The following is a 14,369-nucleotide window of genomic DNA, read 5'->3' on the forward strand; positions in this document are numbered from 1 at the left end:
AAATAACGCACGTCATGACCGGCCGTTGTGAAGCCTGACGCGCGATGGCCGATGGCCGAGTGACGAAGGCCGGCCAACGTCAGAACAGCCCCTGCACGCTCTGCACCGCGAGGTTGATGACGCGGGTCGGCACGACGCCGAGGTAGAAGATCGCTCCGGTGGCGAGGGCGAGCCCAGCCATCGCACTGCGTGGCACGGCCGGCGCCGGGTCCACCGCCACGTCCTCGGACATGTACATCATCACCACGATGCGCAGGTAGAAGTACACCGACACCACGCTGGTGAGCACGCCGATGATGGCCAGCCCGTAATAGCCTTCCTGGACTGCCGCGGCAAACACGTACCACTTGGCGACGAAGCCGGCCGTCGGTGGCAGCCCGCCGAGCGACAGCAGGAAGATCGTCATCGCCGCGGCCATGGTCGGGCGGCGATACCACAGGCCCGCGAAGTCGCGCACGTTGTCGTGTGGATGATCCTCGGTGGACAGCAACGCCATCAGGCCGAACGCGGCGACGTTGGTCACGCCATACGAGGCCAGGTAGAACAGCATGCCGGCCTTGCCCACCGAGTTGGCGGCGACCAGGCCGACCAGCAGGTAGCCACCGTGGGCGATGCTCGAGTATGCGAGCATCCGCTTGACGTTGCCCTGCGCGACACCGACGGTCGTGCCCAGCACCATCGTCGCCACGGCGAGCGCGGAGACGATCGGCGCCCACTCGCCGTGCATCGGCTCGAAGGCGGACAGGAAGACGCGGATGAAGGCCGCGAAGGCCGCCGCCTTGACGCCGGTGGACATGAATCCGGTGACCAGCGTCGGTGCACCTTCGTAGGCATCCGGTGTCCACATGTGGAACGGCACCGCCGACACCTTGAAGGCAAAGCCCACGAGCAGGAAGGCCAGGGCCAGAATCACCATCACGCTCGGGCCACTGACCTGGCTCGCGAGCGTCGCCGCCACCTGGTCGAGACGCGTACTGCCGACGACGCCGTACGTGAAGGCGACGCCGTAGAGGAAGAACGCGCTCGAGAACGCGCCGAGCAGGAAGTACTTGAACGCGGCTTCCGCACCCGCTTCGCTGCTGCGGCGGATCCCGGTGAGGACGTACACCGACAGCGACATCACCTCGAGCGCCAGGAAGATGACGAGGAGATCGCTGGCGCCGGCCATCAGCATCATCCCGGAGATGCCGAACAGGGTCAGCGCGAAGTACTCGCCCGACGGGATCCGCTCGCGGTCGACGACGACGCCAGAGAACAGGATCGTGAGGATACCGATGACGCACAGCGTCACGTAGATGAAGAGCGCGAAGTTGTCGGCGCGCATGACACCGAAGCCGGTGAGGTCACGTCCCCACAGCAGCACGGACGCAATCGCGGCGCCGGTGAGCCCAATCAGTCCCAGCCCGCCGAGCGGCACCCGCTCGCCCTTGGGCTGGAACGACTCGGCCACCATCGTCACGATCGCGGTGAGCGTGACGATGAGGATCGGCATGATGGCTTGCAGGTCGGTCATCATCGGGCTGCCTGCTCCGAAGTCGTGGTCGCGGTCGCCGGCAAGGGCTTCGGCGTAGTGAGGGGCACGGCCCTGGCCTGTGCGGGCGTGCCCGCCGAAGCCTTGGCGTAGGCGGGGCGCTGTGCGTGGAGGCGCTGGACCAGCCGATCCACCGACGGCGCCATCGGCGTCAGGAAGATGTTCGGCGCCACGCCCATCACGACGGCCATGACCAGCGTCGGCCCGAGGGCGGCCCATTCACGCGGCTCGAGATCGTGCAGGTCCTTGTTCTTCGGGTTGTTCAGCGGCCCGTAGTTCACGCGCTGGAACATCCACAGCATGTACACCGCCGACAGGATGACGCCTGTCGCAGCCACCGCCGCCAGTTCGGGGCGCCAGCGATATGCACCCATCAGCGTCAGGAACTCGCCGATGAACCCGTTCAGGCCGGGCATCGCAATCGACGACAGCGTGATGATCAGGAACGCGGCCACGAGCTTCGGCATGACATGCTTCAGGCCGCCGTATTCGGCGATCTGGCGGGTGTGCCGGCGATCCGACAGCATGCCGACGATCATGAACAGGGCGCCGGTGCTGATGCCGTGATTCAGCATCTGGTAGATGGCGCCCTGCATGCCCTGCACGTTGGCCGCGCAGATGCCCAGGACGATGAAGCCCATGTGGCTCACCGAGGAGTAGGCCACGAGTTTCTTCATGTCCGGCTGCACCATCGCGACGAGGGCGCCGTAGACGATGCCGATGACCGCGAGGGTGCCGAGGTAGGGAGCCACCTGCAACGCGGCATCCGGGAACAGCGGGAATGCGAACCGGATGAGCCCGTAGGTCCCCATCTTCAGCAGGACGCCGGCCAGGATCACCGAGCCTGCCGTCGGCGCCTGCACGTGCGCATCCGGCAGCCACGTGTGGAACGGGAACAGCGGCACCTTGATCGCGAACGCGAGCGCGAAGGCCAGGAAGAACCAGAACTGCGTCTTCGGGTCCAGCGTGAGCTGGTACAGCTGCAACAGGTTGAAGCTGTACTGGCCGGTGGCCTGGGCATGGATGACCGCGAGTCCGATGATGGCAATCAGCATCAGGACGCTGCCCGCCATCGTGTACAGGATGAACTTGACCGCGGCGTAGACGCGCTGGTCGTAACCCCAGATCCCGATGAGGAAGTACATCGGGATGAGCATCGCGTCCCAGAAGATGTAGAACAGGAACAGGTCGAGCGAGACGAACACGCCCAGCATGCCGGTCTCGAGTGCGAGGATGAAGAAGCTGAACTCCTTCACCTTCTTCTCGATGCCGTGCCACGAGGAGAGCAACGCGAGCGGCGTGAGGAAGCCGGTGAGCACCACGAGCCAGAGGCTGATGCCGTCCACGCCCACGTGGTAGTCGATACCGAAGGCGGGAATCCATGGTACGCGCTCGACCAGCTGGAAGTCGGCTGACGAGCCGTCGAAGGCACGCCAGACGGCCAGCGTCAGCGCAAACACCACCAGCGAGATGCCGAGCGCGATGCCGCGCACGAGGCCGTTCCGCTCGCCGTTCTGGTTGGGCAGCACGAGCAGCAGGAGCGCGCCGAGGAGTGGCGCAAACACGGTCAGGGTAAGGAGCGGGAAGGTCATCGCGCGAGGAAGTAGCCCAGGACCAGGAGGACGCCCGTGAAGAGCGATGCCGCGTAGACGCGCAACGAGCCGGTCTGCAGCAGGCGCAACGCGCCGGCCGACTCTCGTACCAGGAGACCCGTGCCATTGACGGCGCCGTCGATGATGCGGGCGTCCACCGTCTTCCACAGCACCGACGAGGAACCATCACGCAGCGGATGCACGATCGCGGCGTCGTAGATCTCGTCCACGTAGTACTTGTTCAGCAGCAGCCGGTACACCGGCGCCAGGCTGCTCGCCACCGCATCGGCCGCTGCCGGACGCTGCAGGAAGAAGAACGCGGCCAGGCCGATGCCTACGAACGCCAGCACCGTGGAGACCCCCATCAGCGTCAACTCGGTGTGGGTCTTGGCTGGGTCGTCATGGCTGGCCGGGGCGTGGTCGGCAGGTGACGGACGGCTCGGAGAGCCGTCCCTACCTGACCCATGGGTGCCAGCGACGGCGGGGCCGTGCACCGAGGCCGGGTGGAAGCTCGGGTGCAGGAACGTCTCGATGGCGTTGCTGCCGCCAAGCGCATGCGGCACGCCGACGTAGCCAGCTCCCACCGATCCGACCGCGAGCAGGACCAGCGGCAGCGCCATCGCCCAGGGGGACTCGTGCGGCGTGCCGTGATGGCCGTGGCCATGTGCGTCATGGGCGTGCCCGTGTCCATGATCGTCGTGCGCAGCGTGGGCAGCGGCCGGGCTCGGAGAGCCGGCCCTACCGGCGTCAAACCGTTCCTTGCCGTGGAAGGTCATGAAGATCAGGCGGAACATGTAGCAGGCCGTCAACAGCCCCGTCAGCGCCCCGATGACCCACAGGCCGGTGTGGCCGGTGTAGTAGGCCTGGAACAGGATCTCGTCCTTGCTGAAGAAGCCGGCCAGGCCGGGCACGCCGGCAATCGCCGCGGCCCCGATCACGAAGGTCCAGTAGGTGATCGGCATGTACTTCTTCAGGCCGCCCATCTTCCGCATGTCCTGCTCGCCCGCCATCGCGTGAATGACGGACCCGGAGCCGAGGAACATCAGCGCCTTGAAGAACGCGTGCGTGTAGAGATGGAACACGCCGGCCGAGAAGGCGCCGACGCCCATCGCCAGGAACATGTACCCGAGTTGCGACACCGTCGAGTACGCGAGCACGCGCTTGATGTCGTTCTGCACGAGGCCGATCGTGCCGGCCATCAGCGCCGTCAGCGCGCCGATCACCGCCACGACCTGCATCGTGTGCGGCGCATGCGCGAACAGTTCCGCGTTGCGTCCGATCATGTACACGCCGGCGGTCACCATGGTCGCGGCGTGGATCAGCGCCGACACCGGCGTCGGGCCTTCCATCGCGTCGGGCAGCCAGATGAAGAGCGGAATCTGTGCCGACTTGCCCGTGGCGCCGATGAAGAACAGCAGCGTGGTCACCGACAGCACGCCCCAGGTGAGTTCGACCGGCATCGACGCGACCTGCTCGGCGATCGCCTTGAAGTCGAGGGTGCCGAAGGTCACAAACGCGCCGAACATCCCGAGGATGAACGCGAAGTCGCCGATGCGGTTGACGACGAACGCCTTCTTGCCGGCATCACTGGCCGACTTCTTGGTGAACCAGAAGCCGATCAGCAGGTACGAGCAGAGACCCACGCCCTCCCAGCCCACGAACATGATCGGGAAGTTGGCGCCGAGCACCAGCGTCAGCATGAACGCCGCAAACAGGTTCAGGTACGAGAAGTAGCGCGCGTACTCCGGGTCGCTTTCCTCGTGCATGTAGCTGGTCGAATAGATGTGGATCAGCGAGCCGATGCCGGTGACCACGAGGATCATTACCGTCGCGAGCGGATCGAGACGCAGCGTGAAGGGCACCGAGAAGTCGCCCGACGTGAACCAGGTGCACACCGCCTGCTCGATCACCCGGCCATCAGCCGGGGCGCCGAAGATCTGCGCCGCGGAGGCCAGCGAGAGGCCGAAGGCGACGAGCATCGCGGCCACCGCCACACCGCCCGAGACGGTCTTGGGCAGCCGGCGACCGAGTGTCGCGTTGATCAGGAACCCGATGAACGGGGCAAGGATGATGAACAGCAGCATCGTCGTCGTTCGCCCTACCACTTGAGGGAGGTGAAGGCATCGGGTGACAGCGTCTCCCGGTGCCGGAACAGGGCGATGATGATCGCCAGGCCGACGGCCGCTTCGGCCGCCGCGACGGTCATCACGAAGAACGTGATGATCTGGCCCTCGACCGAGCCGTTGAACCGGCCCATCGCCACGAACGAGAGGTTCACGGCGTTGAGCATGATCTCTACCGACAGCAGCAGCGTGATCAGGTTACGCCGCAGGAAGACGCCCGCGGTCCCGATGCTGAAGAGCAGGGCGGAGAGGAACAGGTAGTGGTTGAGCGTGATCATCGGCGGATGTCGATCCTCAGACGGTCTTCTTGGCCAGCACCACGGCGCCGACCATGGCGACGAGGATGAGGATCGAGGTGACCTCGAACGAGAACGCGTGGTCGCGGAAGAGCATGAGGCCGATGTCGCGCACCGAGGCGACACGCGCGGCGGCCTGTGGGTCCTCGACGAACGGAATCGCGCCGAGCCGGCTGAGCGCCCAGACGAGCATCGTGCCCATGCTGAGCGCGAGCAACGAGCCGTACACCTTCACGCCGCCAGGCACCGGCAGCTGTGCGCCGGGGGCGACGTCTTCTCGCGGCGCGTTGAGCAGCATCACCACGAAGAGGAACAGCACCATGATCGCGCCGGCGTAGACGACGATCTGGGTCACCGCGACGAACGGCGAATCGAGCCCGATATACAGGCCCGCCAGCGAGATGAACGACCCGATCAGCAGCAGGACGCTGTACATCGGGTTCCGCTGGCCGATCACGCCCAGCGAACTGACGATGGAGATGGTGGCAAACAGGTAGAAGAGCCAGGGGGCCACGGTCTCAGCTCCAGTAGAGAACGCCGGCCGCAGTCACCAGCAGGTTGACGATCGAGAGCGGCAGCAGCCGCTTCCAGCCGAAGTCCATCAGCTGGTCGTACCGGTAGCGCGGCAGCGTCCACCGCATCCAGATGTAGAAGAACAGCAGGGCCGCGATCTTGCCGAGGAACCACAACGGCCCAAGCCAATCGGGCAGACCCGGCACGTAGAAGCCACCGAGGAAGAGGCTCACCGCCACGCCGGAGACGACCACCATGTTGACGTACTCAGCCAGGAAGAACAGCGCGAACGACATCGAGCTGTACTCGGTGTGGTACCCGGCCACCAGTTCCTGCTCCGCCTCGGGAAAGTCGAACGGTGCCCGGTTGGTCTCGGCGATGCCGGCCACGAAGAAGATGAAGAAGCCGACGGGCGCGAGGAACACGTACCACTTCGGCACCGGCAGGACGTGGAAGAGCCACCAGGCACCGGCCTGCGCGTCGACGATGTCGCGCAGTGACAGCGAATTCGCGATCACCAGCACCGAAGCGAGCGACATCCCGTACGCCAGCTCGTAACTCACCATCTGCGCCGAGCTGCGCAGACCGCCGAGCAAAGAGTACTTGCTGTTGGATGCCCAGCCGGCGAGAACGATGCCGTAGATGCCCATCGAGGTGATGGCAAACACCACCAGCACCGCGACGTTGAGGTCGGCCACCTGCAGCGGGACCGGCTTCTCCAGCAGCCCGAAGAACGTCGTCGGCGGACCGAACGGGATCACCGCGAACGCCGCGAACGCGGTGGTCGCCGAGAGTATCGGTGCGAGGTAGAAGAGCAACTTGTCGGCTGCCTTCGGCCGCAGCTCCTCCTTGAAGATCAGCTTGACGATGTCGGCGACGGGCTGGAGGAGACCGAGTGGCCCTACACGGTTTGGACCCACGCGCTGCTGGGCCCAGCCGGAGATCTTCCTCTCGAAGTAGACGAGCACCGCCGCGGACATCAGCAGCGCGAAGAAGACGACGCCAATGAGCGTCAGCTGGAAGACGAGACTGAAACTGATCGTCGGCACGGGCTCTTCTCGTTAGTGCGCGCTGACGGGCTCGGCCGCGCGGAAGTCGCTCTGCACGGGCGACTCGCCCGTCCGGATGTAGGTCTCGTACTCGCCGCGGAAATGCTGGATGGTGCTCAGCACCGGGGCGATCTCGGCGTCACCGAAGGGACACAGGGTCTTGCCGCCGATGTTGTCGCACACGCTGAGCAGCAGCTCCACGTCCCGCGGCTCGCCGTCACCCCGCTCGATCTTGTCGAGGATCTTGTACAGCCAGTCCACCCCTTCACGGCACGGCGTGCACTTGCCGCAGGACTCGTGCTTGTAGAAGTGGGTCAGGTTCTTGGCCACCCAGACCATGCTGGTGGTCTCGTCCATGACGATGATCGCCGCGGAGCCGAGCATCGAGCCCGCCGCCACCATGCCGTCGAAGCTCAGGTGGGTGTCGAGCTTGTCGGGCATCAGGACGGGCGTCGAGGAACCACCGGGGATGACCGCCTTGAGCTGACGATCGCCGCGGATGCCGCCGGCGTAGTCGTAAATCAGCTGCCGCAGCGTGGTGTCCATCGGCGCCTCGTAGACGCCGGGCTTCTTCACGTGGCCGCTGACGCAGAACAGCTTCGGGCCGGTGTTCTTGTCGGGGCCGATGCCAGCGAACCACTCGTGGCCCTTCTCGATGATCAGGGGCACGTTGCAGATCGTCTCGACGTTGTTGACCACGGTCGGGCAGCCGTAGAGGCCGACGACGGCCGGGAAGGGCGGCTTGAGGCGCGGCTGCGCGCGCTTGCCTTCGAGCGACTCGATGAGCGCGGTTTCCTCACCGGCCTCGTAGGCGCCGGCGCCGCGATGGATCCAGATGTCGCAGTCCTCGCCAGAGCCGAGGATGTTCTTGCCGACGTAGCCGGCCTGGCGCGCCTTGGCGAGTTCGGCCTCCATCTGCTTCTGCAGGTGGTAGAACTCGCCCCGGATGTAGATGTAGCAGGTCCTCGCGCCGATGGCGCGGCACGCGATCACGCAACCCTCGAACAGCAGGTGCGGATTGCGCTCGAGCAGCACGTGATCCTTGAAGGTGCCCGGCTCACTCTCGTCGGCGTTGACGCACAGGTACTTCGGCTTCGGGTTGTCCTTGGGGACGAAGGACCACTTCAGGCCGGTCGGGAAGCCGGCGCCGCCGCGGCCACGCAGTCCCGACTTCTTGACCGTGTCGACGATCGCCTCGGGCGTCATCCCGAGCGCGGTCTTCAGCGCCTGGTAGCCGCCGTGCTGGACGTAGAAATCCAGCGTGTGCCCCCCGGGCTCGTTGACGTATTTCGTGAGGACCGGTTCGAACATGATCAGGCGCGCTCCTTCACGAGATGGCAGCCATTCAGCGAAGCAAGACCCTTCGCGCGCAGCCCGTCGACCAGGGTCGCGACGTCGCCCGGTCCCTGGCACTCGGCCCAGTGCTCGTTGTTCACCATGATCACGGGCGCCCGGTCACAGGCCCCGAGGCACTCGAACTCCATCACCGTGAACATGCCGTCGGCGGTGGTCTCGTTCGGCTTCACGTGCAGGTGCTTGCACAACTCGGCGGTGACCTTCTCCGCGCCGTTGAGCGCACACGACAACGTGCGGCACACCTGCAGCACGTAGGTGCCGACCGGCTTCGTGAAGAACATCACGTAGTAGGTGACCACGTCCTCGACGTCAGCCGGCGTGCAGCCGATCACCTCGGCGACGTGCCGCATCGCATTGCCGGTGATGTGGCCCTGCTGCGCCTGCACCATGTAGAGCGCGGAGATCACAGCGGACTTGCGGCGCTCAGGCGGGTAGTGCGTACACAGCTCCTCGAGCTGGGCGCGATGTTCCGGCGTGAACGCGAAGTCCGCCCCTGCTTCCGGGATGAAGCGTTCACTCTTGTGCCAGCCCTCACCGTAGGGCATCTGCGGGTGGAAACTCATCGATCCGAATCTCCCATCACGACGTCGACCGACCCGATTATCGCGATCACGTCGGCAATCAGGCCGCCGGCAATCAGCTTGGGCAAGGCCTGCAGCGCCAGAAACGTCGGCGGGCGCGACTTGACGCGTACGGGACGGTTGGCGCCGTCCGACACCACGTAGAAGCCCTGCTCGCCGCGCGGGCCCTCGATGGGCACGTACGCCTCGCCTGCGGGCACGGTGAAACCCTGCGAGTAGATCAGGAAGTGCTGGATGAGCGCTTCCATCTCCGAATAGACCTTGTCCTTGGGCGGCGGCACGATGCGCGGGTCGTCCACGCCCCAGGCGCCTGTCGGGGTGATCCTCGCGATGGCCTGCTTGCAGATCCGCCAGCTCTCGCGCATCTCGGCGACGCGGGTCAGGTAGCGCGCGTAGACGTCGCCGACCTGCTGCGTCGGCACCTCGAAGTCGTAGGTCGCGTAGGTGAGATACGGAAACGCCCTGCGCACGTCGTACTTCACGCCGGAACCGCGCGCAATCGGGCCGAGCAGGCCCCAGTCGAGCACGTCCTGCCTGGTCAGGATGCCGACGCCCTTCGTCCGGCCGAGCCAGATCGAGTTCTTCGTCAGCATGCCCTCGTACTCGTCCATCTTCCCGGGGAAGCGGTCGAGGAAGGCGTTGACGGCGTCGTGGAAGCCGCTCGGCAGGTCCTCGCGGAGTCCGCCGACGCGGAGGTAGCTCGGAAACAGGCGGAAGCCTGCCAGCATCTCGTTGATGTTGAGCAGCAACTCCCGCTCGCGGAAGCAGTACATCATCATCGTGATGGCGCCGATTTCCATCCCGTGGGTGCCGAGCCACACCAGGTGACTCGAGATGCGCTGCAGTTCCGCGATGAGCACGCGGATCTCCTGCACGCGCTCGGGTACCTCGATGCCCAGCAGCTTCTCCACCGACAGCACGTAGGCCAGGGCATTGGACTGTGGCCCGAGGTAGTCCATGCGCTCGACGAGCGGCACTATCTGCTGCCACTTCTTCTGTTCGGCCGTCTTCTCGATGCCCGTATGCAGGTAGCCGATCGTGGGCTGGGCGCTCACGATCTGTTCGCCATCGAGTTCGATGACGAGGCGCAGCACGCCATGCGTGGCGGGGTGCTGCGGCCCCATGTTCACCGTCATCGTTTCAGTGCGGATTTCAGCCATATCTGGACTACAGGCGACGGCCTTGCGGACAACGAGACAGGACTCAGGCTCCACCACTGACGTGCAGCCTGCAGCCTGAGGTCTGCAGCCTGCCCGCACGCCTGCGGTCAGGCCGCGAGCGCGCGTTCGATGTCGTCACACGGCGCGTTCCGCCATCTCGTCGACGGCGTGAAGGCACGTGTGCTGACGGTGTCGTTCATTGCACGTCGAAGCCCGCGCTCACCCCGGCGGCGCGCTTCTGCCGCTCGATGTTGCGCACGAACTCCTCTTCGGTCACCTGCAACGCCTGTCCGATGTCGACCGCCTTGTGGATCTGCACCGGATAGTCCTTGCGCGCGGGGTAGCCCTCCCAGTCCTCGGGCATCAGGATGCGCCGCAGGTCTGGATGGCCGTCGAAAGCCACGCCGAAGAGGTCGAACACTTCGCGCTCGTACCAGTTGGCATTCGGATAGATGCGGACGATCGTCGGCATCATCGGCGCTTCGCCGCCGATGCGGACCTTGACGCGTAGGCGCTGCGGCGGCGGCGCGCCGGAGCCGAGCGCCTCGGCGCCCATCGAGACGAAGTGGTAGACCACCTCGAATCGAGGCTCCCGCGGCCAGTAATCCGCCGCCGTCAATTCGGCCAGTACCTGGAACTGCAGCGACGGATGCTCACGCAACTGGCGCGCCACACGCTCGATCGCCTCGGCCGGTACGGCGATGGCGGGCTGATCGACCGATGGCACCTCTTCGATCACCACGTCCGGCAGGACCTGCCGCAGCGCCTCCAATCGGGTCGCGATGTCCATGGCGATCAGCCCCAGTTCATCAGCGGCTGTGGCGTGCGCGCCATCTTCCGCTGCAGTTGGACGATCCCGTAGATCAGCGACTCGGGCCGTGGCGGGCACCCGGGCACGAACACGTCCACCGGGACGACCTGGTCGACGCCCTGGACGATCGCGTAGTTGTCGAAGATGCCGCCGACCGACGCGCACGCGCCCATGGAGATCACCCACTTGGGCTCGGGCATCTGGTCGTACACGCGGCGCAGGGCCGGCGCCATCTTTCGCGACAGGCGGCCGGCGACGATCATCAGGTCGGCCTGGCGCGGCGACCCTCGAAAGACCTCCGCGCCGAAGCGCGCGACGTCGTAGCGGTTGGCCGCCATCGCCATCATCTCGATGGCGCAGCAGGCCAAGCCGAACGAGACCGGCCAGATCGCCGAGCGGCGGGCCCAGCCCACCAGCTTGTCGACCGTCGTGGTCAGTACCGGAATCTCTATGTCAGCCATGACTTTGCGGTCCGTTCAGGTCAGGTCGGCAGCAGCGAGGCGCGATCAATCCTGGGTATTCCAGTCCAGGGCACCCTTCCGCCAGACGTAGGCGTACCCGGAGAGGAGGATCAGGAAGAACACGAGGATCTGCACGAACCCGGTCCAGCGCAGCTCGCGCAGCGCCACGGCCCAGGGGTACAGGAAGGCCACCTCGATGTCGAACAACAGGAAAATCATCGCCACCAGGTAGAAACGGACCGACATGCGCTCGCGCGCATCGCCCACCGGCGGCATACCGCATTCGTAGGGCGCCAGTTTCTCGGCCGTCGGATTGCGCGGCCCCAGGAACTGCGACAGGAACACGTTGCCCGCGGCGAAGGAGAAGCCGAAGGCCATCAGCAGCAGAATGGGAAGCCAGCCGTCCATGCGAGTTGGTCGCCGCGTGCGCGGCGGAGGTGGCGCTTGTGAAAGTTTGCGCAAGCGTGGCCGCGCGTGCCCATCACACGCGCCCCGCTCGACCCGTCCGTCGGCATGTCCGCCGACCAGACTTGAACCCGTAGATGCTAGCCCGCAACGCACTCATCTGCAAACGACGGCGCACGAATCGCGACGCGGCGAGCCGCGCGGCGGTCCGCAATCGCGCCCGGGATCGGGCAGAATCCTGCAGATGCGTGTCGCCTGGTTCTCGCCGTTGCCGCCCGTCCATTCGGGCATCGCGGCCTACAGCGTGGATGTGCTCGCCGGCTTACGCGAGCGACACCAGCTGGACCTGTACGTGGATGACCCGGTCTGGCACGCCGCCGGCGGACGCCTGCACGCGGGCGCCGGGCCCGGCATCGCCCCGCAGGCCGGACCCTTCGACCTGCCTCTCTACCGGGCCTTCGACTTCCCCGTCCAGCAGGATCGCGCGCCGTACGACCTCATCGTCTATCAGCTCGGCAACGCCGCGTGCCACCGCTTCATGTGGCCGTACCTGCTGCGCTGGCCCGGACTCGTCGTGCTGCACGATGCGGCCCTCCATCACGCCCGGGCACAAGCGCTGCTCGCCGATCGCCGCGCCGACGACTATCGCGCCGAGTTCCGTTTCAACCACCCGGGCATCGACCCGCGCGTCGCCGATTTCGTCGTCGCAGGCCTGCAGGGGTCGCCTTACTACCTGTGGCCGATGCTGCGCCTCGTCCTGGAGCGGGCCCGCGCCGTGGTGGTGCACAGCGACCCAGTGCGCCAGGCCCTCGCCGAGGAATTCCCGGAAGCGCCTCTCACGACGGTATCGATGGGGGTGCCGGACCCTTGGGAGAACGCCGACCGCCGAACGCCGAACGCTGAAGTACCGGGTACCGGGTACCGGGTACCGGGTACCGGGGAAATCGCCGACCGTCAAACGCCGGACGCTGACGGCACGCGCGATCTGCCGGGAAGATCACCGACCGTCGAGCAAGCTCGACGGCTACAGCAGGGGAACGCCGAACGCCGAACGCCGAACGCTGACGCACCGGGTACCGGGTACCGGGTACCGGGTACCGGGGATATCGCCGACCGTCAAACGCCGGACGCTGACGGCACGCGCGATCTGCCGGGAAGATCACTGACCGTCGAGCAAGCTCGACGGCTACAGCAAGGGAACGCCGAACGCCGAACGCCGAACGCTGAAGCACCGGGCACCGGGTTCCGGGCACCGGGCACCGGGGAGAACGTCGAACGTGGAACGCTGAACGCTGAAGGGCCGGGAACCGGGAATCGGGCACCGGGAGCCGGGCGTACGTCGTACGCCGAGGAGCAGGCGGCGACTCCCCACTTCCGACTCCCGCCCCCCGACGTTGAAGCGAAGGCCGAAGGCCGACTGCCGAAGGCCGACCTGGTTCTGGCGGCGTTTGGCGTGATCACGCCTGAAAAGCGCATCCTGCCGATTCTTCGGGCACTGGCTGTCATCCGGGACGAGGCGCCGCACGTGCGGCTGAGGCTGGTCGGCGAGATTGGCGAGCACTATGCCCTGTGGCAGGACGTGGCACGCACCGGGACACGCGACCTGATCGAGGTGACCGGCTACGTGGACGACGAGCAGCTCGCGGCAGAACTCCGGGGCGCGGATGTGTGCCTCTGCCTGCGCTGGCCCACGGCACGGGAGACGTCGGCCTCCTGGCTGCGCTGCCTGGCGGCCGGCAAGCCGACCGTCGTGCCCGACCAGCTCAGCATTGTCGATGTCCCGACGATCGACCCGCGCCACTGGCAGTTGAAACACGACCGTTCGGACGCCGCGTCCGTGTTCCAACCGCCGGACGCGTCCCGCGCCGTCGCGGTATCGGTCGAATTGGCCGACGAAGAAGCGATGATCCGCCAGGCCCTGCGCCGCCTCGTCGCCGACAGCGATCTGCGCCGTTCGCTCGGCGAGCGTGCCCGAGCGTGGTGGGAGGCCCACCACACGCTCGCCCGGATGCAGCGGGACTACACGCGTGTGATGGAGTGGGCCGCGGGTCTCCCGCTCCCCGAGTGGCCGGCCGACGCGCCCCCGCATCTGCACCCGGATCCGGCGGAGAGGGCCCGGCGCATGGCGGCGCCGTTCGGCGTGGAAGTTGATATTCTTCGGTGAAGCAACCGGGTACCGGGTACCGGGTGCCGTAGACCGGGCACCGGGCACCGAAATTGATGCCTGATGCCTCATGCTTGAGGCTTGAGGCTTGAGGCTTGAGGCTTGAGACTTGAGGCTTGAGACTTGACGATTCAACTCAACGGCGAGCGCTATGAAGTCTCGGAATCGCTGACGGTCGAGGCGCTGCTCGCGCGCCTCGAGATCGACGGCCGCCGAGTCGCCGTCGAATTGAACGAGTTGGTTGTCAAGAAGGCCGCCTACGCCGACACCGTCGTCCGTGACGGCGATGCCGTCGAAGTCGTCAACTTCGTGGGCGGCGGGTAGGAT

The 14,369-nt window shown here is 66.3% G+C and carries 14 protein-coding genes; 2 read left to right on the forward strand and 12 right to left on the reverse strand.

Annotated elements, in window-relative coordinates; translation table 11 throughout:
• Positions 1–79: 79 nt before the first annotated feature.
• The 12 genes from LuPra_RS24585 to LuPra_RS24640 form a co-directional block, all read right to left on the reverse strand.
• Positions 80–1,516 (reverse strand): NADH-quinone oxidoreductase subunit N, encoded by a 1,437-nt coding sequence (locus LuPra_RS24585; protein ID WP_110173206.1) that lies wholly within the window; start codon positions 1,514–1,516, stop codon positions 80–82.
• Positions 1,513–3,123, reverse strand: a complete 1,611-nt coding sequence (locus LuPra_RS24590) for an NADH-quinone oxidoreductase subunit M (RefSeq protein WP_110173207.1) — start codon at positions 3,121–3,123, stop codon at positions 1,513–1,515. The genes LuPra_RS24585 and LuPra_RS24590 overlap by 4 nt, the downstream gene beginning before the upstream one ends.
• Complete coding sequence (gene nuoL, locus LuPra_RS24595; RefSeq protein WP_110173208.1) at positions 3,120–5,207, reverse strand: NADH-quinone oxidoreductase subunit L; 2,088 nt, start codon at positions 5,205–5,207, stop codon at positions 3,120–3,122. The genes LuPra_RS24590 and nuoL overlap by 4 nt, the downstream gene beginning before the upstream one ends.
• Positions 5,208–5,221: 14 nt before the next feature.
• Complete coding sequence (gene nuoK / locus LuPra_RS24600; protein WP_110173209.1) at positions 5,222–5,524, reverse strand: NADH-quinone oxidoreductase subunit NuoK; 303 nt, start codon at positions 5,522–5,524, stop codon at positions 5,222–5,224.
• Between the two features lie 16 nt (positions 5,525–5,540).
• Entirely contained in the window at positions 5,541–6,056 is a 516-nt protein-coding gene (locus LuPra_RS24605) for an NADH-quinone oxidoreductase subunit J family protein (RefSeq protein ID WP_110173210.1), read from the reverse strand.
• Positions 6,057–6,060: 4 nt separating this feature from the next.
• Complete coding sequence (nuoH, locus tag LuPra_RS24610) at positions 6,061–7,104, reverse strand: NADH-quinone oxidoreductase subunit NuoH (protein ID WP_201792166.1); 1,044 nt, start codon at positions 7,102–7,104, stop codon at positions 6,061–6,063.
• 12 nt (positions 7,105–7,116) lie between these two features.
• Positions 7,117–8,415, reverse strand: coding sequence for an NADH-quinone oxidoreductase subunit NuoF (gene nuoF, locus LuPra_RS24615; RefSeq protein ID WP_110173211.1), 1,299 nt, complete (start codon positions 8,413–8,415; stop codon positions 7,117–7,119).
• Positions 8,416–8,417: 2 nt separating this feature from the next.
• Positions 8,418–9,023, reverse strand: a complete 606-nt coding sequence (nuoE, locus tag LuPra_RS24620; protein WP_110173212.1) for an NADH-quinone oxidoreductase subunit NuoE — start codon at positions 9,021–9,023, stop codon at positions 8,418–8,420.
• A complete protein-coding gene (gene nuoD, locus LuPra_RS24625) occupies positions 9,020–10,201 on the reverse strand; it encodes an NADH dehydrogenase (quinone) subunit D (RefSeq protein WP_110173213.1) in 1,182 nt (393 codons plus the stop codon). Before nuoD ends, nuoE begins: the two co-directional genes overlap by 4 nt.
• 196 nt (positions 10,202–10,397) lie before the next feature.
• Positions 10,398–10,991 carry an NADH-quinone oxidoreductase subunit C gene (locus LuPra_RS24630; RefSeq protein ID WP_110173214.1) on the reverse strand — a complete coding sequence of 198 codons (594 nt, stop codon included), beginning with the start codon at positions 10,989–10,991 and terminating at the stop codon, positions 10,398–10,400.
• Between the two features lie 5 nt (positions 10,992–10,996).
• The gene (locus LuPra_RS24635) at positions 10,997–11,473 is read right to left on the reverse strand and encodes an NADH-quinone oxidoreductase subunit B (RefSeq protein ID WP_110173215.1); all 477 of its coding nucleotides are present in this window, start codon (positions 11,471–11,473) and stop codon (positions 10,997–10,999) included.
• 45 nt (positions 11,474–11,518) lie between these two features.
• Positions 11,519–11,881, reverse strand: coding sequence for an NADH-quinone oxidoreductase subunit A (locus LuPra_RS24640; protein ID WP_110173216.1), 363 nt, complete (start codon positions 11,879–11,881; stop codon positions 11,519–11,521).
• A 241-nt stretch (positions 11,882–12,122) separates the two neighbouring features.
• Between LuPra_RS24640 and LuPra_RS24645 the strand changes: the two genes are divergently transcribed.
• Positions 12,123–14,042, forward strand: coding sequence for a glycosyltransferase family 4 protein (locus tag LuPra_RS24645; RefSeq protein WP_110173217.1), 1,920 nt, complete (start codon positions 12,123–12,125; stop codon positions 14,040–14,042).
• Positions 14,043–14,165: 123 nt separating this feature from the next.
• On the forward strand, positions 14,166–14,366 hold the full coding sequence (thiS, locus tag LuPra_RS24650; protein ID WP_110173218.1) for a sulfur carrier protein ThiS: 201 nt from the start codon (positions 14,166–14,168) through the stop codon (positions 14,364–14,366).
• The last annotated feature ends 3 nt before the right edge of the window (positions 14,367–14,369 follow it).

The sequence above is a fragment of the Luteitalea pratensis genome, assembly GCF_001618865.1.
In the GTDB taxonomy this organism is placed as follows: domain Bacteria; phylum Acidobacteriota; class Vicinamibacteria; order Vicinamibacterales; family Vicinamibacteraceae; genus Luteitalea; species Luteitalea pratensis.

Coding starts and splice junctions, on each gene's coding strand:
- nuoK (WP_110173209.1), bottom strand. CDS start 5,524: ATGATCACGCTCAACCACTACCTGTTCCTCTCCGCCCTGCTCTTCAGC.
- nuoL (WP_110173208.1), bottom strand. CDS start 5,207: ATGCTGCTGTTCATCATCCTTGCCCCGTTCATCGGGTTCCTGATCAAC.
- LuPra_RS24590 (WP_110173207.1), bottom strand. CDS start 3,123: ATGACCTTCCCGCTCCTTACCCTGACCGTGTTTGCGCCACTCCTCGGC.
- LuPra_RS24640 (WP_110173216.1), bottom strand. CDS start 11,881: ATGGACGGCTGGCTTCCCATTCTGCTGCTGATGGCCTTCGGCTTCTCC.
- LuPra_RS24645 (WP_110173217.1), top strand. CDS start 12,123: ATGCGTGTCGCCTGGTTCTCGCCGTTGCCGCCCGTCCATTCGGGCATC.
- nuoF (WP_110173211.1), bottom strand. CDS start 8,415: ATGTTCGAACCGGTCCTCACGAAATACGTCAACGAGCCCGGGGGGCAC.
- nuoD (WP_110173213.1), bottom strand. CDS start 10,201: ATGGCTGAAATCCGCACTGAAACGATGACGGTGAACATGGGGCCGCAG.
- LuPra_RS24635 (WP_110173215.1), bottom strand. CDS start 11,473: ATGGCTGACATAGAGATTCCGGTACTGACCACGACGGTCGACAAGCTG.
- LuPra_RS24630 (WP_110173214.1), bottom strand. CDS start 10,991: ATGGACATCGCGACCCGATTGGAGGCGCTGCGGCAGGTCCTGCCGGAC.
- nuoE (WP_110173212.1), bottom strand. CDS start 9,023: ATGAGTTTCCACCCGCAGATGCCCTACGGTGAGGGCTGGCACAAGAGT.
- LuPra_RS24585 (WP_110173206.1), bottom strand. CDS start 1,516: ATGATGACCGACCTGCAAGCCATCATGCCGATCCTCATCGTCACGCTC.